General features: G+C 44.0%; 20 protein-coding genes. 9 read left to right on the top strand and 11 right to left on the bottom strand.

Annotated features, from left to right (window positions below):
• Together MHN32_RS15105 and MHN32_RS15100 are read left to right on the top strand one after the other, a co-directional pair.
• On the top strand, positions 1–265 hold a 265-nt coding region (locus tag MHN32_RS15105; protein WP_239422236.1), incomplete at its 5' end, for a hypothetical protein.
• A gap of 181 nt (positions 266–446) precedes the next feature.
• Positions 447–2,078 carry a response regulator gene (locus tag MHN32_RS15100; protein WP_010378834.1) on the top strand — a complete coding sequence of 544 codons (1,632 nt, stop codon included), beginning with the start codon at positions 447–449 and terminating at the stop codon, positions 2,076–2,078.
• A gap of 23 nt (positions 2,079–2,101) precedes the next feature.
• Here the strand turns inward: MHN32_RS15100 and msrB are convergent, their stop codons facing one another.
• From msrB to MHN32_RS15070, 6 genes are all read right to left on the bottom strand, one after another.
• The gene (gene msrB, locus MHN32_RS15095) at positions 2,102–2,542 is read right to left on the bottom strand and encodes a peptide-methionine (R)-S-oxide reductase MsrB (RefSeq protein ID WP_039491435.1); all 441 of its coding nucleotides are present in this window, start codon (positions 2,540–2,542) and stop codon (positions 2,102–2,104) included.
• Position 2,543: 1 nt separating this feature from the next.
• Positions 2,544–3,056: a DUF2919 domain-containing protein gene (locus MHN32_RS15090; RefSeq protein WP_045990300.1), complete on the bottom strand. Its 513-nt coding sequence runs from the start codon at positions 3,054–3,056 to the stop codon at positions 2,544–2,546.
• A gap of 4 nt (positions 3,057–3,060) precedes the next feature.
• Positions 3,061–5,079, bottom strand: a complete 2,019-nt coding sequence (gene ligA, locus MHN32_RS15085) for an NAD-dependent DNA ligase LigA (RefSeq protein ID WP_239422235.1) — start codon at positions 5,077–5,079, stop codon at positions 3,061–3,063.
• 66 nt (positions 5,080–5,145) lie between these two features.
• On the bottom strand, positions 5,146–5,871 hold the full coding sequence (gene zipA, locus MHN32_RS15080) for a cell division protein ZipA (RefSeq protein WP_102057497.1): 726 nt from the start codon (positions 5,869–5,871) through the stop codon (positions 5,146–5,148).
• Positions 5,872–5,889: 18 nt separating this feature from the next.
• Complete coding sequence (locus MHN32_RS15075) at positions 5,890–9,279, bottom strand: AAA family ATPase (protein ID WP_239422234.1); 3,390 nt, start codon at positions 9,277–9,279, stop codon at positions 5,890–5,892.
• A gap of 64 nt (positions 9,280–9,343) precedes the next feature.
• Positions 9,344–10,078, bottom strand: a complete 735-nt coding sequence (locus tag MHN32_RS15070; protein ID WP_239422233.1) for an RNA methyltransferase — start codon at positions 10,076–10,078, stop codon at positions 9,344–9,346.
• A 127-nt stretch (positions 10,079–10,205) separates the two neighbouring features.
• Here MHN32_RS15070 and MHN32_RS15065 point away from each other — a divergent pair, with 127 nt between their 5' ends.
• Complete coding sequence (locus MHN32_RS15065) at positions 10,206–10,502, top strand: hypothetical protein (RefSeq protein ID WP_010378819.1); 297 nt, start codon at positions 10,206–10,208, stop codon at positions 10,500–10,502.
• A gap of 32 nt (positions 10,503–10,534) precedes the next feature.
• On the opposite strand, the gene gpsA is transcribed toward MHN32_RS15065, so the two are convergent.
• The 4 genes from gpsA to MHN32_RS15045 all read right to left on the bottom strand — a co-directional run bounded on the left by gpsA (position 10,535) and on the right by MHN32_RS15045 (position 12,819).
• On the bottom strand, positions 10,535–11,542 hold the full coding sequence (gpsA, locus tag MHN32_RS15060; RefSeq protein ID WP_010607583.1) for an NAD(P)H-dependent glycerol-3-phosphate dehydrogenase: 1,008 nt from the start codon (positions 11,540–11,542) through the stop codon (positions 10,535–10,537).
• 3 nt (positions 11,543–11,545) lie between these two features.
• The gene (gene secB / locus MHN32_RS15055; RefSeq protein ID WP_010607582.1) at positions 11,546–12,034 is read right to left on the bottom strand and encodes a protein-export chaperone SecB; all 489 of its coding nucleotides are present in this window, start codon (positions 12,032–12,034) and stop codon (positions 11,546–11,548) included.
• An 83-nt stretch (positions 12,035–12,117) separates the two neighbouring features.
• On the bottom strand, positions 12,118–12,375 hold the full coding sequence (grxC, locus tag MHN32_RS15050; RefSeq protein WP_206473070.1) for a glutaredoxin 3: 258 nt from the start codon (positions 12,373–12,375) through the stop codon (positions 12,118–12,120).
• 12 nt (positions 12,376–12,387) lie between these two features.
• Positions 12,388–12,819: a rhodanese-like domain-containing protein gene (locus MHN32_RS15045; RefSeq protein ID WP_010378806.1), complete on the bottom strand. Its 432-nt coding sequence runs from the start codon at positions 12,817–12,819 to the stop codon at positions 12,388–12,390.
• Positions 12,820–13,096: 277 nt separating this feature from the next.
• Here MHN32_RS15045 and gpmM point away from each other — a divergent pair, with 277 nt between their 5' ends.
• From gpmM to MHN32_RS15020, 5 genes are all read left to right on the top strand, one after another.
• Positions 13,097–14,638, top strand: a complete 1,542-nt coding sequence (gene gpmM, locus MHN32_RS15040; protein ID WP_045990307.1) for a 2,3-bisphosphoglycerate-independent phosphoglycerate mutase — start codon at positions 13,097–13,099, stop codon at positions 14,636–14,638.
• Between the two features lie 12 nt (positions 14,639–14,650).
• Complete coding sequence (locus MHN32_RS15035; protein ID WP_174169725.1) at positions 14,651–15,796, top strand: peptidoglycan DD-metalloendopeptidase family protein; 1,146 nt, start codon at positions 14,651–14,653, stop codon at positions 15,794–15,796.
• A gap of 38 nt (positions 15,797–15,834) precedes the next feature.
• On the top strand, positions 15,835–17,046 hold the full coding sequence (locus tag MHN32_RS15030) for a S41 family peptidase (RefSeq protein WP_239422232.1): 1,212 nt from the start codon (positions 15,835–15,837) through the stop codon (positions 17,044–17,046).
• Positions 17,047–17,127: 81 nt separating this feature from the next.
• The gene (locus tag MHN32_RS15025; RefSeq protein WP_045990310.1) at positions 17,128–17,871 is read left to right on the top strand and encodes a divergent polysaccharide deacetylase family protein; all 744 of its coding nucleotides are present in this window, start codon (positions 17,128–17,130) and stop codon (positions 17,869–17,871) included.
• A gap of 9 nt (positions 17,872–17,880) precedes the next feature.
• Positions 17,881–18,354, top strand: coding sequence for a GNAT family N-acetyltransferase (locus MHN32_RS15020; RefSeq protein WP_174169723.1), 474 nt, complete (start codon positions 17,881–17,883; stop codon positions 18,352–18,354).
• 21 nt (positions 18,355–18,375) lie between these two features.
• Here the strand turns inward: MHN32_RS15020 and MHN32_RS15015 are convergent, their stop codons facing one another.
• Positions 18,376–19,029: a DUF2987 domain-containing protein gene (locus MHN32_RS15015; RefSeq protein ID WP_239422231.1), complete on the bottom strand. Its 654-nt coding sequence runs from the start codon at positions 19,027–19,029 to the stop codon at positions 18,376–18,378.
• Between the two features lie 136 nt (positions 19,030–19,165).
• Here MHN32_RS15015 and MHN32_RS15010 point away from each other — a divergent pair, with 136 nt between their 5' ends.
• Positions 19,166–19,585 carry a CBS domain-containing protein gene (locus MHN32_RS15010; protein ID WP_010378791.1) on the top strand — a complete coding sequence of 140 codons (420 nt, stop codon included), beginning with the start codon at positions 19,166–19,168 and terminating at the stop codon, positions 19,583–19,585.
• Positions 19,586–19,637 lie beyond the last annotated feature (52 nt).

The following is a 19,637-nucleotide window of genomic DNA, read 5'->3' as shown; positions in this document are numbered from 1 at the left end:
GCTCAGTTGGGAGAGCATCGCCCTTACAAGGCGAGGGTCACTGGTTCAAGTCCAGTACAACCCACCACTTTATTTTCTAGATAGAGTGGTCGATGCAAAACATCGCACTAAGGCTAAAGTCACAGCTTTAAATCCATTACACCACTTCACTTTCCGTACAGTCGTTATTACTTATCACATACTCAAACAGCACATCAAACTGAATAAACTTAAACCTGCCATAAAGTCCATAGAAACAACCTCGTTTCTCTCATTTACTAACTAATTAGATACTCTACCCAGCCTCCCAAATTTTGCTTATACCCTTAACTATTTTGACACTAACCTCAGTAAATAGTTGGGATAAGCTAAATAGACTAACCTACTAAAAATGAGTTAATTTTTGTTTTCAAAACTACACCTAAGTACTAGACTAGAAGCAAAGCCATTGTCTAAAAATTGTTTCTATGTCAGCTCCATCTATTCAAAATGCCAAAATGTTAATCGTTGAAGATCAACCATTAGCATTGAGCTATATGAAACAATCTTTAGAACAGTTAGATTTCAGAAATTTAAAATTTGCAGAAAGTGCAGACAGTGCAAAAGAGCTTTGCACTATCAATAAGTTTGATCTCATCGTATGCTCTTTTGGTTTAGCAAAAAAGCAAAATGGCTATCAATTTTATGAAGAGTTACGGTCCAAACAGTTAATTCGCTCAAGTACCGCTTTTATTTTTATTTCTTCTGAAACTAGCCCCGAGTTAGTCCATAGTATTATCGAACTCCAACCCGATGACTTTTTAGTTAAGCCCTTTTCAATAAAAGAACTACAAAACCGTATAGAACGAGTTTTAAAGCGTAAACAGGCTTTAAGGCATATAAACTTGCTTGTAGACGATAAGAACTATTCAAAGGCCTTAAAAGCGCTAGATCTAGAACTAGACAACAAAGATCATAACTACACTTCCCTACTCCTAAAGCTAAAAGGAGAACTTCTACTCAGACTCAATCAATTAGAAGAAGCAAAGTCTTTTTACAAGTCGGTTTTGGCTCTGCAAAAGTTTACATGGGCAAAGCTAGGCTTGGTCGAGGCGCTCATTACCAACAATGAAGATGTTATCGCTCAGAAGATGTTGAAAACCTTAATCGAGCGACCGGAAACTCGTCTTCCTGCGCTCGATTTATTGAGCAAACTCGAAATAAAACTAAACCAATATGAGAATGCCCAACAATTGTTAGAGCAAGCAATTGAGATGGCACCCAGAAACATAAATAGGCAACAGTCACTTGGTCGAGTTGCGCAAATTAATCACGACTATGAAGCCAGCTATAAAGCGCATAAAGATATAGCAAGTTTCGCGCGCTACTCGATCCATGACAAACCAGAAGTGTATTTGAACGCCGCACGAGCAGGAATAGACTTTGCCTTGAGTACCGATCAATCAGACCAAGTCACTCGTCTCACAAGGCAAACGCAACAATACCTGAGTGATTTAAAACAGCAATTTCCAAACGCACAAACTCAAGCGCAAATCGATGTCCTCAACGCCCGCGTCCATTATCTAAAAGATGAGCATAAAAAAGCGAAACAACTGCTAGAACAGTTAGAAGATGAACCCGTTATTCGCTCGGTAGATTCCACTTTAGACAAAGCAAAAGCACTACATGAGGTTGGGTTAAACCACAAAGCTCAGGAGCTATTTAGTCAAGTTATTGCACACTGTGAACGCCATAACTCAAGCGCAGATCCCATCACAATGCACTATCTATATCAGCAGCAACAAGAGAAAAAAGAGATCACTATGGGTCCTAGAGAGCTGAATAACCATGCGGTCACACAGTTTAACAAAGGACAATATGAAACCGCTTTGGAGGCATTCACTCAAGCATTTAGAATTATGCCTAAAAACTCAGGAATAGCGCTAAATTTACTGCAATGTATGAGTGATAGTTGTGCTAAGTCAGGAAGTACTTTTAATTCCAATTTAGCAAAGCGTTGTACTACCTTGCTAAATCAGTCTGAGTTGGATAGTGAACAGCAGATCCGCTACGGTAAACTCAAAGCTAAACTAAATGAAATGAAACTCGACTTTGAGTAATCACTTGTTTTATCGCAATTGAGCTATTTCTTTTCCATTGCAAGGGCATTAACACAATAACGCAGTCCACTTGGTTCAGGGCCGTCGGGGAATACGTGACCTAAATGGCTATCACACACGTTACAAGTGATTTCGACGCGCGTCATTCCATGACTCTTATCGCCATGATACGCAACCGCTTCCACTGCTGCAGGCTGTGTAAACGAGGGCCAACCAGAGCCACTATCAAACTTTTCTTCGGCATCGAATAACAACTCGCCACAGCATACACAGTAGTATTTACCAGGTTCAAAAAGCTGACAACTTTGTGAGCTAAACGGGCGTTCAGTCCCCTTTTTCCTGGTGATCATGTAAATTTCTGGAGCAAGCTCTGATTGCCATTGCTGGTCCGATTTTTCAACTCTGCGAGGAGCAACAGGATTACCATTTCTGGCAAAGTTTAGTATATCTAACCACTTTAACATCTCAATTCTCTCTCTTGTTTACTTCTGTCTTTTGCTCTTCAACAGGAAGTGGCCAATCGCCAAAAAAGCAACTTAGATAGCGGCTTTTAATTAAATATAAAAGTACCCAACTCACCAACACAATTTGTACAGCAATATAAGGAGAAAAACTATAATGGGTTTTCCCAGCTTGCAGGATCAACCACGCTAAATCGAGTACCGCTGTTAATATAAGCGGCAAACGCATATAACGCCAGACGGCAGCGAGCTTTGGAGAGCTTGTTGGTCGCCTAAGAGAAAACACAACGGTTGGTATGAGCGCGATACAAGCGATCCCTGTCGCGACAAAAAAGTGAAACTTAGACTCAAAAAATAGCGACATCAAATCCAAGTCTGGGCGTCTCGCAAGTGCAGAAAACACCCAAATAAGCAACGGGCGGAGCAACACGACCAGCGCTAAATTAAAAGCGATTGGCGTACGATAAACGCCATATTTATCCCAGTATTCAGGGCCGTATCGTGTTACTGATTTCATTTTACTACTCGTATTTGTTTAACAGTGCGATCAGCGCCTCTTCATCGAACACCTCAACACCTAGCTCTTGTGCCTTAGTGAGCTTAGAGCCTGCTTTTTCGCCGGCATAAACTGCATCCGTATTTTTCGACACACTACCCGCGACCTTAGCGCCAAGCGCTTGCAATCTCGCTTTAGCATCGTTGCGGTTCAATTGGCTCAAGGTTCCAGTCAATACATAAGTTAGCCCTGCTAAAGGTTGTGCATCCTCTGATGGTGCTGCAACATCTTGCCAAGTTACACCCACTTCGATCAATGCAGTTACCACTTCTTGATTGTGCTGCTCGGCAAAAAAGCTATGAATGTGCTGCGCAACAACAACACCAACATCACTTACTTGCTGTAGAGTATCAATGGAGGCGGCCATCACTTTTTCAAGCGTCAGGAAGTGATTTGCCAAGTTTTGTGCTGTCGCTTCACCGACTTCTCTGATCCCAAGCGAATACAAAAATTTGGCTAACGTTGTTTGCTTTGCTTCTTCAAGCGCCGCAACCAAGTTTTTAGCAGACTTTGGCCCCATACGTTCAAGAGACTCAAAATGGCCCTGCTTTAAGATAAACAAATCAGCAGGCGTCTTGATAAGCTCTCGCTCAACTAACTGCTCAACTATTTTGTCGCCAAGCCCATCTATGTCGAGGGCCTTTCTCGATGCAAAGTGCTTAATTGCTTCTTTACGTTGTGCACGGCACACTAAACCGCCAGTACAACGCGCAACCGCTTCTCCTTCAACACGTTCAACATGAGAATCACACACCGGACAAGTATCTGGGAACTCAATCTCTTTGGCATCATCAGGACGCCTATCTAAAACGACCTGAGTTACCTGAGGGATCACATCCCCAGCTCGGCGTACAATAACGGTATCACCAATCTTTACACCTAACCGCGCAATTTCATCACCATTATGAAGCGTGGCATTCGATACCGTAACACCACCAACAAAAACAGGCTCTAAACGTGCAACGGGCGTGATAGCACCAGTACGACCGACCTGAAACTCAACATCAAGCAGCTGAGTGATCTCTTCTTGTGCAGGGAACTTAAATGCAATCGCCCAGCGCGGCGCACGAGCAACAAAACCAAGCTGCTCTTGCTGCGCTTTATCATTCACTTTGATCACAACGCCGTCAATTTCATAGGGAAGCTCAGCACGGCGCGTCATGATATCTTGATAATAAGCCAAAGCTTGCTGTGCATTATCGACAAGCTTTGTCTCAGGGCTCATTGGCAAGCCCCAACCTTGTAATTGCTGTAGCTGCGCATAATGCTCGTTTGCCAGCTCACCGCCTTCAACCAAGCCCATAGAATAAGCATAAAACATCAACGGACGCTTAGCGGTAATTTTTGAGTCTAATTGGCGCAGACTTCCCGCTGCAGCATTCCTTGGGTTTGCAAAGGTCTTATCACCTTTCGCTTGCGCCGTTTCATTTAGCTTAATGAAACCCGCGGTATCCATAAAGACTTCACCACGCACTTCTACTTCATGCGGAATATGTTCTCCACGCAGTTTCAGCGGAATATTGCGAATGGTTTTGACGTTCTCAGTGATGTTTTCCCCAACTTGACCGTCTCCCCTTGTCGCCGCTTGAACGAGCACACCATCACGATACAAAATAGACACCGCCAAGCCATCGAGCTTTGGTTCACAGCAAAAAGTAACATCTTTACTTGTCAATAGGCGCTCTTTTAAACGGCGATTAAATGCCGTAAATTCACTCTCGTCGAAGGCATTATCGAGCGACAACATAGGTACTCTGTGTGTTACTTGCTCAAACTTGCTAAGCGCTTCACCACCCACTTTCTGCGATGGGGAATCAGGACTTTGTAACTCAGGATGCTGCTGCTCAAGCGTCATCAACTGGCGCATCACACGATCATATTCTGCATCAGGCACACTTGGGTTATCTAAAACATAATATTGGTAATTGTAATCTTCGAGTTGCTGCCTAAGTGCTGCAACTTGGCTTTCAATGTTGTCTGACATTTAAACCTCTAAACGTAAAAAGCCACCAGCAGATGCCAGTGGCTTAAAAATGATTCTAAGTAGCGATTAAGCGGCGAATTCACGCACTTTTTCAACATAACCACGCACGGCTTCAACCGTTAACGGCTCGCGGTCTTTATCAAGTACGGTTGCACCAAACTCTTCAGCTAGTTTTTTCGATGCACTGTGAAGCATATTAAATGCAGCCAAGTTATCGCCTTCACAAGGTAAGGTCATAAATAGGCTAATGCCAGCGGTGCTAAATTGTTCCATGTTATCGATATCAAACGTACCTGGGTTGTACATGTTTACCAATCTAAATAACACAGGACCGTTTCCGGACGGCTCTAAATGGCGATTGAAGAAGCCCTCATCAGAATATTTAAACCCAAGGCTTAACACGGTTGGTAACAACCTTGAACCTGCCATTTTCAGGCCTTCAGGCATGTCAACGTGAAGAATAATAAAGTCTTGTGGCTCTATCGCATTCTCTTCAAGCTCAACCTCTTCAGATCCACTGTTCTCGGTTTGCACCTCAGTTTCAGACTCTTCAGTCGCTATAATGCCCTCAGTCGCAGGCTCGTCATCCACCGCACTAAAGGTCATCTCTCCAATTTCAGGTTCGTCAGGCTCTTTATCATGATTCGGCGTTTGCTCTTTGAGTTCATTGGGCTCCTTTTTAGACACTTTATCGCTGCTCTTCTTACGAACAGACCAAAGTCCATGTATGAGTAACCCGCCTATGACCAACGCACTGATCACGATTAATGCCCATCTTAACTCTGTGGCCATTGCTCACCTTTTTTGTTGTTATGCCTGTGCCATTTGCACCGCTTGTTCTATATCTACGGCAACCATGCGCGACACCCCGGGTTCTGCCATGGTTACCCCCGTCAGTCTACCCGCCATTTCCATAGCGACCTTGTTATGACTGATATAAATAAATTGCACTGTTTGCGACATTTCTTCAACCAAACGACAAAATCGTCCTACGTTTGCGTCATCAAGCGGTGCATCTACTTCATCCAGCATACAGAATGGGGCTGGATTAAGCCTGAATATTGAGAACACCAATGATAATGCGGTCAGCGCTTTTTCTCCACCACTTAACAGATGAATTGTCGAGTTTTTCTTACCAGGCGGCCTTGCCATGATAGAAACACCACTTTCAAGCAGGTCATCGCTAGTCAATTCTAGATATGCATTCCCCCCACCAAACACTTTAGGAAACAACTCGGCTAAATCTTCATTCACTTGATTAAAGGTGGCACTAAAGCGGGTTTTGGTCTCTTTATCAATTTTTCTGATCACCGCCTCTAACGTTTCTAACGCATTCGTGAGATCATCCAGCTGTGTATCTAAATAGGTTTTGCGTGCCTTCGCTTCTTCAAACTCTTCAATTGCGGCTAAGTTTACAGCCCCTAACTTACCAAGATCATTACTGACTCGACTCAAATTGGCTTGATACTGGCCCAAATTCGCGTCTTCAGGTAATTGCGCCAGTTCCGCTTTTAGCGTCCGACCAAGCTCCTGCAAGGGGTCAAGTGCCGCTTGCGCCTTTATCATCAAGCTTTGCTCTTCAAGTTTCACTTGTTGCAAAGACTCATTGAGTTTACTCACTTCGCCTTGCGCATCTTTTAATGCCGCTTGTTTTTGGGAGAAGTTTTCCTTGGCTTGGTTAAGCGTATCCAACATCGTTTGCTTTTGTGCTTTGGCTTCTAGATGTTGGGCGAGCAATAACTCTATATCTTCATGTGCCTCCGCGAGTGGCTCTTCACAAAGTACAATGTCTTCTTGTGTTTGTTCGATGCGTTGGTTTATTTCATCGCGACGATGTTGCAAGTGTTCCAACTTAGAATTACTGAGCTGTAGTTCACTTTCTGCCTGCTGCGACGCAAGTTTAGTGGTATGAACTAATTGCTGCGCGTCTTGTAATGCGGCGCGTCGAGATTGACTATGTTGTTTAAACTCGGCCAACTTAGCCTCGGCCAGTTGTTGTGTTTGTTGTACTTGCGCTAGCAACTCATCACGTTGTAATTGCTGTTCAGTATAAAGTTCAAGTTGTTCGATGACCTCGTCTCGTTCTTGAGCAATGGCATCAAGCTGTTCTTGAATTTTTTGTCCTTGCTCACGCCAAGCGCTCAGATTCTCATCCAGCATTTCAACTTTGGTTTTATGGCTGGCGATCGCTTGGGCTTTTTCGTGAACGCATTGCTGTGTTTCTAATAAGCCAGCTTGCGTGTCTTCAAGGGCAATACGCTTTTGTGCTACAACCTGCTCAGCCTCTTCGGCGAGTTGTTGCAAATGAGGAAGCTGAGTATGGCATGACTGCAATTGGGCATAGCGTTTTAACGCGCCACTCTCTTCATTGCTTTTCGCCTTGGCGTTAAAGTTATCCCCCACAATAACGCCACTGACCGTCACGCCGAGAAGGAATTGTTCACACGATTTAAAGTCTGTAGGTTCAGCACATAATTTTATTTTCGTTAAAAAGCTGGGGAACAGTCCTGAGCTTATTTTTGTCGCGACGGAATCAACGGGAACTTCGAGTTCAATGGGCCATAGCGTATTCATTTCGCTTTGCTCAACGACTAAATGCGTCAACCCAAGCAGTGCCGCTTCCACGCATTCTTCATACCCAGATTCAACAACAAGTTGCGATAACATAGTCGCAGCTGAAGTCTCCGACGTTTCCTCTGCCCAGCGTGATAACGCTTTTATTTCAGATTGCACTTCTTGTAGCGCCTGAAGCGCTTTTTGAGCATGAGTCTGCGCCAGTAAGATTTCTTCTTTATTGGTTTGCTCTTGGCCTTGCAACTTACTAGCTTGGCTTTGTAATTTAGCCATCGCTTGAACTAGCTGATGATGTGCATCCTGAGCTTCAGCCAAGTCATTTTCCAACATAGATGCGTGATGCGTTTCGGCCTGTTCCAGCAGCTCAGCCTGACGCTTATCTATGTGCAGTTTAGCTTGCTGTTGTTGCGCTAATTGGCTTGCCCCTTGCTGTACTTGAGCATGTATTTGTTGGTACTGCTTCTGTGCGTCACTAAACTGCGCTTCTAACTGAGTTTGCTCTGTGTCATTTTGCTCATTTGTGAGTTGAATTTCTTCCAGTTGCAATAGCGCAATTTCAAGTCGTTCAGAAACTTCAGCGACTTTTTCAGCGCTGCTCGCCACATACTCGGCTTGCTCATCTTGCGCCTCAATCACTTCTTGCTGTTGAGATTTCAGTATTTGGGACTGCTCAATGAGCTGACGCTTTTTATCAGTTAGATTGACTTTCTGTTGCTCAAGCGTTGCCAACTGGGTTTCAATTCGGTGCACGCTATGCTGTGCTTGCTCATAGCCATCATTGAAATGCTTAATTTCATGTTCTAGCGTCGCCAAAATGCTGTCATGACCACTGTGAGCTTCATTAAAAAATGCTAATTTTTCGTTGAGTTTGGCAATTTCTTTGGCTTTGATTGCCTGCTTTTGCTCAAGGCTTTGCCACTTTAAAATTGCTATCCACGACTTTAAGTCACGCTCTTGCGACTTTAAAGACTTATATTCGCTCGCCTGTTGTGCTTGAAGTGCCAGTTTATCTAGCTGACTCTGTAGCTCTTGCCTAACATCGAGCAAACGCTCCATGTTTTCGCGGGTACTCTTGATCCGAGTTTGGGTTTCTCGTCGACGCTCTTTGTATTTTGAAATTCCGGCGGCTTCTTCTAAAAAAACTCTTAACTCTTGCGGCTTACTTTCGATCAAGCGAGAGATCATCCCTTGCTCGATAATTGCGTAACTGCGAGGACCTAGGCCAGTACCTAAAAAGATATCCGTGATATCGCGCTTACGGCACTTACTACCATTTAAAAAATAAAGAGATTGGCCATCGCGCGTTACTAAGCGCTTAATGGCAATTTGATTACGATCTGCAAACGTGCCGGGCAACCGGCCTTGAGTATTATCAAAAATCAGTTCTACAGAAGCTTGCGAGATAGGTTTACGTTTGGTTGAACCATTAAAAATAACGTCCGTCATGGCATCGCCACGGAGGTTTTTCGCAGAGCTTTCTCCCAGTACCCAGCGAACCGCATCAATAACATTAGACTTACCACAGCCGTTTGGCCCAACCACACATGTCATCTGGTCAGGAAACGGGATCTTGGTTGGCTCTACGAAAGATTTAAAGCCGGCCAGTTTGATGCTACTCAGTCGCATAGCTTATTATTGTTGTTCGCGGTTACTTTTGAGAATAAGGCAATTCATTAGTAAGATCTATGAGTTAGCAATGACAGCGTTTGATATTATCCAAAATGATCCCGGTAGCCATCGCCACATTCAATGATTCAGCACCACCGAACGCAGGAATAGTCACCTTTTTATTGATGTGCGCCGCTATGGTATCGCTAATACCATGAGACTCGCTGCCCATGACCAACACGGCATTACGACTAAATTGGCACTGATGCACACTCTCACCACCAAGGAATGCACCATAGCACTCGCCTTGATATTGCTTTAAAAAGGCCTCGAGATCGGTTCTCACCACATTAACACGCACAAATGAGCCCATGGTGGCACTGATCACTTTAGGGTTAAATTGATCCGCGCAGTTTTCGCTCACCACAAGCTGCGTTAATCCATACCAATCAGCAAGACGAATAATGGTACCGAGATTACCTGGGTCTGAGACGCCATCTAATGCCAACACCAGCCCAGCAGTATTGACTTCTTCTGCTGGCGGCATTGCAACGACCGCTATCGCCGCATTATTTGACACTAAAGTGCTCACCTTACTCAGCACATCTTCTTCTGCTTCTACACAGGCAATATTAACGAGTTTGGATTTATACTTTGTCATGAACTCACTGGTCGCGAACAATTGCTCAACGACCAACCCAGCATCAACTAACTCAATCACATTCTTCTCGCCTTGTACTAAATACAGGCCATGTTGTTTGCGATATTTTTTTTGCCCTAAAGCACGAAGTAGTTTTTGTTGATTCTTGGAGATCATGTGCACCTCAAAAGTTGGATTCACCATTATACCTGTTCAGTATCAGATAAAAAGCGTTTCAACGAGGCATTAAGCTAAGAAATTATGTTATCTTGTGCCGAATGACACACAAGGCATAGAGGTAATCATGTCACCTGAGCTAACGCTTATTTTACTCAACTTTATTCTACTTTTTGTGGCCTACGTATTCGTTTACCCAAAGTTAAAAGAGAAAAGTCTCGCCAGTATCAGCAAACAAGATTTATTGGTTACTGCGGTTTCTTTAGTCGTGTCTGGAAGTTTGTACTATGGCAAGGATATCGAGTTTTCGTTAGTGTTTTTTAAGAGTAATTGGGTGGTGTTTACGATTGTCGCATTTAGCGTGATTGAAATCCCATTTTTACTGTGGTTTAAGCGTCGCTATAACATTAAGTTTGGAGAGTAATAGAGAGGTAGCTACGCCTCTCTATTCGATTATCACTCAGCTCGCTTCTCGCGACCAAGTAACGCCATTGCGGCTTCTTTCACATCTTTTTGCTCATAAAGCACTTGATAGATCTGCTCAGTGATCGGCATTTCAATACCCGTGCGTTTGGCAAGTAGATAAACTTCTTTGGTATTGCGATAACCTTCGACCACCTGACCTATACTCGACATCGCCTCATCGACCGACTTTCCCGAGCCAAGTGCAAGGCCAAAACGGCGATTACGCGACTGGTTATCCGTACAAGTGAGAATCAGGTCACCAAGCCCCGCCATACCCATAAAGGTTTCAGAGCGCGCGCCTAACGCACATCCTAAACGACAAAGTTCAGCGAGTCCTCGGGTGATAAGCGCCGTTCTAGCATTCGCACCAAAACCAAAACCGTCAGACATGCCCGCGCCAATTGCGATAACATTTTTGACCGCGCCGCCGAGCTGAATACCAATAAAGTCTTCGTTGCTATACACCCTAAACGAGCGACCGCAATGCAACAGCTCTGCGAGCTCTTCACGAAACTTTGCACAAATCGAAGACACTGAAATAGCAGTAGGTAATCCTGCGGCCATTTCTTTTGCAAAAGTAGGTCCACTTAGCACTGCCAGCGGCACATCGTCACCTAACACATCCAGTGCAACCTCTTGCAATAATCGCCCAGTATTTGGTTCGAGCCCCTTGGTTGCCCAAGCTACTTTTGCATTCTCAAGTAGCATAGGTTTAATCTTCTTTAAGGTGTCTGCAAACGCATGACTTGGCACAACCACCAAAATACGCTCACTAGACTTAACAGCCGTTTCTAAATCGGCCTCAAGTTCAAGCGTGTTTGGAAACTGGATGTCAGGAAGATAACGTTGGTTTTTGCGCTCAGCTGCTAGCGCCTCAACGTGTTCGCTATTGCGTCCCCATAGTGTCACTTGGTGACCATTTCGGGCGAAACAAATAGCAAGGGCGGTGCCATAAGACCCCGCCCCCAATACAGTTACAGCTGATTTTGCTGTACTCATCAATTATGCGTCAGCAGTTTGCTCAGGCTGTGCTTGAGCCGCACGTTGCTGCATATACTGAGCGAATAATGCGTCAAAGTTAACTGGCGCAAGGTTTAACTGTGGGAAAGTACCACGGTTAACTAGGCTAGCTACCGCTTCACGCGCATATGGGAATAGGATGTTAGGGCAGAATGCGCCTAGCATGTGTGCCATTTGCATTTCTTCAAGATCTGCAATTGCAAAGATACCAGCTTGTTGGATTTCACATAGGAATGCAGTTTCTTCACCAATAGTTGCCGTTACCGTTAGCGCGAGAACAACTTCAAAAACGTTGTCATCAAGCTTTGCTGAACGTGTGTCCATGTCTAGCTTAACTTCTGGTGTCCACTCTTTTTGGAAGATACCTGGTGAGTTTGGCGTTTCAAACGATACATCTTTAGTATAGATACGTTGAATGTTGAACTGAGCGCCTTCTTGTTGTTGTTCTGCTGCTTGGTTTTGTTCTGCCATGATAATTTCCTAAATTCTGTTGTGATCCTGCTAGTTCCTAGCAGTCATTATAAAAAGTAAGCTGAGCCAAAGCTCAATCAATCTTATGCTTGTAATAGCTTATCGAGTTCGCCTTTCGCTTCAAGCGCCATCATATCGTCGCAACCACCAATATGGCGCTCAGCGATAAAGATTTGTGGCACGGTATAGCCACCGTTGGCTTTTTCGATCATCTCGTCACGAAGCTCTGGCTGTGCGCCAATATCATACTCAGTGTATGTGACACCTTTTGCATCTAATAGTGCTTTTGCACGATGACAAAATGGACAATAGTCTTTGGTGTAAATTACGACTTGGCTCATCATAGACCTCAGTTATTTTCCGTTAGAGATTGGTAAACCCGCACTTTGCCATGCGCCAATACCACCTGATAATACGTACACTTGCTCGAATCCAGCTTTGTGCATGTTATCAGCAACAGCAGATGCCGTCATACCTGTGTTACAGACCAATATAATGGGCTTAGATTTATGTTTTTCAAGACCAGCAAAATCTTTTTGCTTGAGTTTTTCCGCATTCACCTGCTCAGAACCTGCAATGTGACCCTGGTTAAACTCTTTTGCTGCACGCATATCGAGTACCTGACCATCTTGGCGGTTAACAAGCATAGTCAACTGCTGGGGGTTAATTTGTCTAATTTTAGAAAACTGACTCTTAAACCAACTACTCACTAACATCGCGGCTAACACAACCCAAATGATGCTAAGTACCGGATGGTTACCTAAAAACGCAACGTATTGTTCCATTAATTTATCAACCAAAAATTATTAAACGATAAAGTGGCAGCAAGTATACCTGCTTTATTCTCGACAAAACAGACTTGTTCAACATGAGCAAATATCAATCTCAAAGTTGATAATTCATCACTGTGGGGCTGAATATTCATACAAAAACAGGTATTCTACTTACCAGCAACCAGAGCAAGCTTATCGAAGCGCTGCAGCCCAAGTTAGTAAATCTAACCTTGTAGCGTTTGCTATAAGACATCAACATCGTGCCTAATTCAGGATTTCAGGAGCGCAAATGACAGCTAAGAAAAAGCCATTGGTATTAATGATTTTAGACGGTTGGGGCTATCGCGAAGAAAGCGAGAGCAATGCTATTTTAGCAGCCAATACCCCAGTATTAGATGAACTATGGCGCTCTGCTCCGCACACCTTGATTTCAGGTTCAGGCCTTGATGTTGGTCTACCGGATGGACAAATGGGGAATTCCGAAGTTGGCCACGTTAACCTCGGTGCAGGACGTGTGGTTTATCAAGACTTCACGCGGATCACTAAAGCGATTGACGATGGTGAGTTTGAGCACAATCCAGCTCTGGTTGAGAATATCGACAAAGCCGTGGCAAAGGGAAAAGCCGTTCACCTAATGGGGTTATTGAGCCCAGGTGGCGTTCACAGCCATGAAGATCACATTGTTGCGGCAATTAAATTAGCAGCTGAGCGCGGTGCAACCGTTTATTTGCACGCATTTTTGGATGGCCGCGATACACCACCTCGCAGCGCACAAGCATCAATTGAAAAAATGGAAGCCTTGATGCAGTCACTCAATTGTGGCCGACTAGCGTCTATTATTGGTCGCTACTATGCTATGGACCGTGACAATCGTTGGGACCGCGTCGAGTCTGCATACAACCTGATGGTAAGTGGCGACGCTGATTTTACTTATAGTAATGGCGTTGAAGCGCTACAAGCAGCTTACGCGCGTGATGAAAATGATGAGTTTGTTAAAGCATCAGTGATCACCGAAGCTGGGCAACCTGCCGCTACTATCAATGATGGTGATACGGTTATCTTTATGAACTTCCGTGCAGACCGAGCGCGCCAGATGACCCGTGCTTTTGTCGATGCTGACTTTAACGGCTTCGAAAAACGCAAAGCACCGGACTTAAGTGCGTTTGTTATGATGACTGAATACGCTGCCGACATTAAAGCCCCTATCGCTTTCGCGCCTGAAGCACTTGTCAATGTGCTAGGTGAATGGCTAGCTAAGCACAACAAAACTCAGCTGCGTATTTCAGAAACGGAAAAATATGCCCATGTCACTTTCTTCTTTAGCGGCGGTCGCGAAGATCTCTTTGAAGGTGAAAAACGTGAACTTATTCCTTCTCCACAAGTTGCCACTTACGACTTACAACCAGAAATGAACTCAGAAATGCTAACTGATAAGTTAGTTGAAGCCATTCATAGCGGTGAGTTTGACGTCATTATCTGTAACTACCCGAATGGTGATATGGTTGGACACTCTGGTGTATTTGAAGCCGCAGTAAAAGCATGTGAAGCCGTTGATAAGTGTATCGGTCGTGTGGTTGCAGCGTTAAAAGAAACCGGTGGTGAAGCTCTGATCACAGCAGACCACGGCAATGCTGAGCAAATGCAAAACCCGAAAACGGGCCAAGCTCATACAGCACACACTAGTGAGCCTGTACCGTTTATTTATGTAGGTCGTGATGCAGAGCCACAAGCAGGAAAAGCACTAAGCGATGTTGCACCAACAATGCTGCATTTACTTGGTATGGAGCAGCCTAGCGAGATGACAGGCACTCCAATTATGCGTTTAAAATAACGGCCTGCCTGTATGCCGTTAAAAACGACATTTCACTATGCCGCACTTCTCGGTGCGGCGTTACTCATGACAACAGCGCCCGCTGTTGCCAACGAATCTAGAACCAAACAAGACTTAAGCGAAGTTCAGCAACAGCTTAAAGCTAGCCAACAAGCATTAGAAAAGCAGCGCGGTGAAATTAACAGTCACGAAGCAAAGCTCAAAGCCTTCGAACTTGATATTGCCAAAAGTGCCAAAGCTATCTCACTCACAGAAATCGGGATCAAAGAAAACCAAACCGAGCAGGCCGAACTTAAAAAGCAAGAAAGCACGCTGTTAAACGACAAGAAAAAATTTGAAAAGATCCTTGCGGCTCAGCTAAAAAGTGCCTACATGACGGGCTCTCATGATTATTCTAGAATGTTACTTAATCAAGAACATGCAACAAAGCTCGAGCGCACCATTGCCTATTATGATTACCTAAATAAAGCACGTATTAAACAACTCGAACAACTGAAATCTATCGGCCAAGAATTGGCACAGACTCAAGCTGAGTTAGCAAGAACACAAGCACGCTTAGAAGCGCTACAAAACCATCAGAATGAACGCTTGGAAGCGCTCAAGAAGGCGCAGCAAGAACGTCAAAACCAGCTTGCAAACCTAAATAACAAACTCAGTGAAACACGCTCTGCCATTGCTTATTTAAAAGAAAATGAACAAACCTTAATCCAAACGTTAGAAGAGCTTGCCAAGGCACAAAGAGAAGCCGAAGTACGTTTAGATGGATTAGCCAAACTCAAAGGCAAAATGAGTTTACCAACCAAAGGTCGAATTAAACATAAATTCGGCCAAAGCAAACATGCAGGCATGAATTGGAAGGGCGTCCTCATTGGTGCAAAAGAAGGGGCTGAAATTGCGAGTGTCGCCCCCGGTCAAGTTGTGTATGCAGATTGGTTAAATGGCTTTGGCTGGGTTATTGTGCTCGATCATGGTCATGGTTTTATGAGTCTATACGGCCACGCACAAACGCTGCTTCGCGATGTTGGTGATCAAGTTCGCAGTGGTGAAGTGATCGCTTTGGTAGGACAAAGCGGCGGACAAAGAGATCCTGGTCTATACTTTGAAATACGGCATAAGGGAAGCGCTGTAGATCCGATAAAATGGTGCAGATCCAGTTAACTGAATAACCCGTGCTGCGCCTTGATGAGGAGCAGCACATGAATAGACAAACCCGTTTTTACGCGCTCGCAGCGCGCTATGTTGCATTATTAAGCTTCCTGCTTTTGTTAAGTTTTAGCGCTTTTAGTCACGCGTCTACACAAAAGTTCTCGGCTCAAGAAATCGATGAAATCCTGTATCATATTCACACCTATTATGTTGAAGACTTGCCTCTGAGTCGCTACAACGCGGGCAACTTATCGAGCCTCTTTGATAATTTAGATCCCTACTCTAAATACCTCAACGAGGAAGACTTGGAATCCATCTTCAGTGCAGCAAATGGGCGCTACACGGGACTCGGTATTGAAGTCGAAGAGCAAGGTAATTACGTGATTATCTTGGATACCCTGCCCAATTCACCAGCAGCCCAAGCAGGCATAGAGAGCGGTGATAAACTCCATGCAATCAATGGCGCTAATGTCGTGGGTAAATCGATAGAAGAAGTGTCTGCCCTACTCAAAGCTGCAAATAAAAATCTCATCAATTTAGTAGTATTAAGACAAGACGAGCTGGTTGCACTTGAGCTTAAACGTCGAGAGATAGTCATTGAAAGTGTCGCCAGTAAACTCTTAAACGACGGTACCGGTTTTTTAAGCGTCAACAATTTTAATCATCACACCTATCATGATGTTGCAAGACACATAAACCGACTACAAGTACAGTTAGGTAGTCCGTTGAAAAAGCTGGTTATTGATTTACGTGACAACCCTGGTGGTACACTTAATAGTGCCGTGGCAATCTCAGATCTTTTTTTAGATAGTGGCACAATCGTCACGACCAAAGGCCGCTTCTATGACGCCAATCAGGCTTACATTGCAAAGCGGGGAGATATTTTAAATGGTGCGCCTATTTTGGTATTAATCAACAATAATTCCGCTTCAGCTGCCGAGATTTTAGCCGCCGCACTCAAGGATAATAAACGTGCCTTAGTCGTTGGCTTACGTTCCTATGGTAAAGGCTCGGTTCAATCCTTGATCCCGATTGGCAATGGCACTACTGCATTAAAGTTAACGACAGCGAGATACTACACACCAGCAGGTACATCAATTGAAGGTAAAGGCATAGAGCCCGATGTATATTTTACCAAACAAGCGCTTTCCCTGTTGGATAAAAGCGCTATAATCACTGGTGAAGAATCAATCAAAACAACAGGTATTGAACAACTTGCCTCGCATTGGCCTAAGGCACTGGCGTTAGTTCAATCACAGTAAATAAAAAACGGTCCTGTAGGGCTGTAAACTATAATAATAATTTGTGTGCTAAAAAAAATAATCGGGATAATACTGGCCTGCATGACTTTTGCAGTGCCAGCAAAACAGTTTGCCATTGTTATAGACGATATTGGCAATCACCAACGTGACTTAGAGTTGCTGTCCTTACCGGGTGGGATCACCTTTTCGATCCTGCCCCATACGCCTTTTTCTCAACAATTTGCCTTTGCAGCCAGCCGCCAACAACGCGAGCTTTTATTACATGTGCCAATGCAGGCACAAGACACGGAAAAGGCCCTTGGCCCGGGCGCATTAACCACCGATATGGAAAAGTGGCAGTTGCAAATGACACTTGGCAATGCGCTATCGACACTGCCTCAGGTTAAAGGCGTAAACAATCACATGGGCTCAGCATTAACAGAACAAATAGAGCCAATGAAATGGACAATGGAAATACTAAAAAAGCGCGGATTATACTTTTTGGATAGCCGTACCACTAGCCACAGTCAAGCCCAATATGCTGCCAACCTTTACGGCGTAAAAAACGTCGCTCGACAGGTCTTTCTAGATAATGATATATCCACTGAGGCGCTCAACAAGCAGTGGCAACATATGCTTAAGCTACTTGATAATCACGAGCATGTTATTATCATTGCGCACCCATATAAGGAAACCGCCGCCTTTCTTGCAGCCAAGTTAGCTGAGCTTGAAAGTATTGATGCCAAACTGGTACCCGTCTCTCAACTGGTTGAACAAAAATACGTACGACTTGCAGAAATTGCTGAGCAGCATGCTATTTCCGGACAATTAAGACTCCAAGAATAAAGATTAACAATGATTATCATCAGACAGTTTCAAAACGGCGAAGAAGCCGTGCTACGCAAGCTTATGTTTGACACAATACGCTCGGTAAATGTACAGCATTACTCCAATAGCCAAGTTAATGCATGGGCACATAGCGACGTTGCCGATAAAGGCTGGCAAGACCGATTAAGGAACAATCAGCCCCTTGTCGCCGTACTAAATGGTAAAATTGTTGGCTTTGCCGATATCCAAGCTGACGGTCTTATTGATCACTTTTTTTGCCATGCGGAACATCAAGGCCAAGGCATAGGTAAAGCACTTATGCTCGCACTCTTAGAACACAGCAAAATAACCAACACAACGCGCTTATTTTCCCATGTTAGTAAAACGGCTAAACCTTTCTTTGAATATTTTGGTTTCCAAGTGATAAAGGAACAACAAGTGACGGTTCGTGGCGAAGTGTTAACTAATTACCTGATGGAAAAGAGTATGCCTGCCTGCTAGCAGGCATACGAACTTTCTTCCCTAATCTATGGGCGCAAACCGCGTGGGTAAGGCACTAAATTGCAAGGATGGATTTTGCTTCATCCACGTTTTCTTATTAGGGATTTGGATCTTAAATTCATCATCCGTCACAAACTTTTGGGTTTTACCCTTGGCATTCACAAACTGAATTGATGCAGGCTCGGTAAATGTAAACTCTAGTTCATCAAAGCTTGGAGCAAACCAAGACAAGCTACCTGCCATCAACTCAACAAAAGCGTCCATGTCTTCTAAAAGGATGAATAAATCGCGATACATAACCTGCTGCTTAGTCAACGGCGCTATATCCGTATTGACCATAATCGCAACGGCGTCTTTTTCTTGATTGATTACTAAGTTGACTTTATCTGCGCGTGACTGCGATAAAATAGGTAAATCAATATTGCCGTCTTTATCTATGATACCGTTGGCAATGATCTTGCCATCTTGCTCCAACCAAAGTTTAACATCCTCTAACGCGATATCAGGCTGCTTCACTTCCACTGTAAATTTAGACAAGATATATTGCGACTGCGCTTTGTTGACAATTAAATCTAGAATTTGATTAATTTCTCCATATTCAACACTTCGCTCTGCTGCAAAAACAGAATTACAAAGCAAGCTCACGACAGCACCTAACATCAACAATTTTTTCATTGGGTTATCCTTTTAATTTTTATATTCATAAGAAGCCCACTGCAAAAAATAGTTCAAAACTTGATCTCAATTCCATACATCCCGAACAGATCAGGCTAAACTCAAAATAAGCATATGGATTGAAAAGGAGTAACAGATGACCCAAACCGTAGCTGATTTAATGACCCCAGATCCGTTCGCAGTGATTGCTGAAAATACCTTGCAAGATGCGCACAATTTAATGAAAGAAAAAAATGTTCGTCACATTCCAGTGATTGACGAAGCAGGAGCCTTGGTTGGTATGCTCACGCAAAAGATTATGATCGCCAAGGTAATGGGAATAATGGCAACCTATGGCGCAAATGCGCTTGCAAGAAAAGAAAAGCAAACAAAAGTACAAGATATTATGGCGACCGATTTTGCGAGCGTGCGCCCAAGCCAATCACTACAAGATGTGGTGCGCTTTTTTGTCGATAATCGCCATGGCTGTATGCCTGTGGTAGACGAGCAAAACAAATTGGTTGGTATACTCACTTCATCAGACTTTGTGCGACTCGCTGCTGCACTCTTGTCTTAAACGTGGTAACAAGCGAGTGTATTCCACTGACTCGCGGAATACACTCAGCTAT

This window comes from Pseudoalteromonas sp. Of11M-6, from assembly GCF_022347905.1.
Taxonomy (GTDB): Bacteria; Pseudomonadota; Gammaproteobacteria; order Enterobacterales; family Alteromonadaceae; genus Pseudoalteromonas.
The sequence above is the reverse complement of the archived record's forward strand: the minus strand, read 5'-3'. Positions and strand labels throughout refer to the sequence as shown.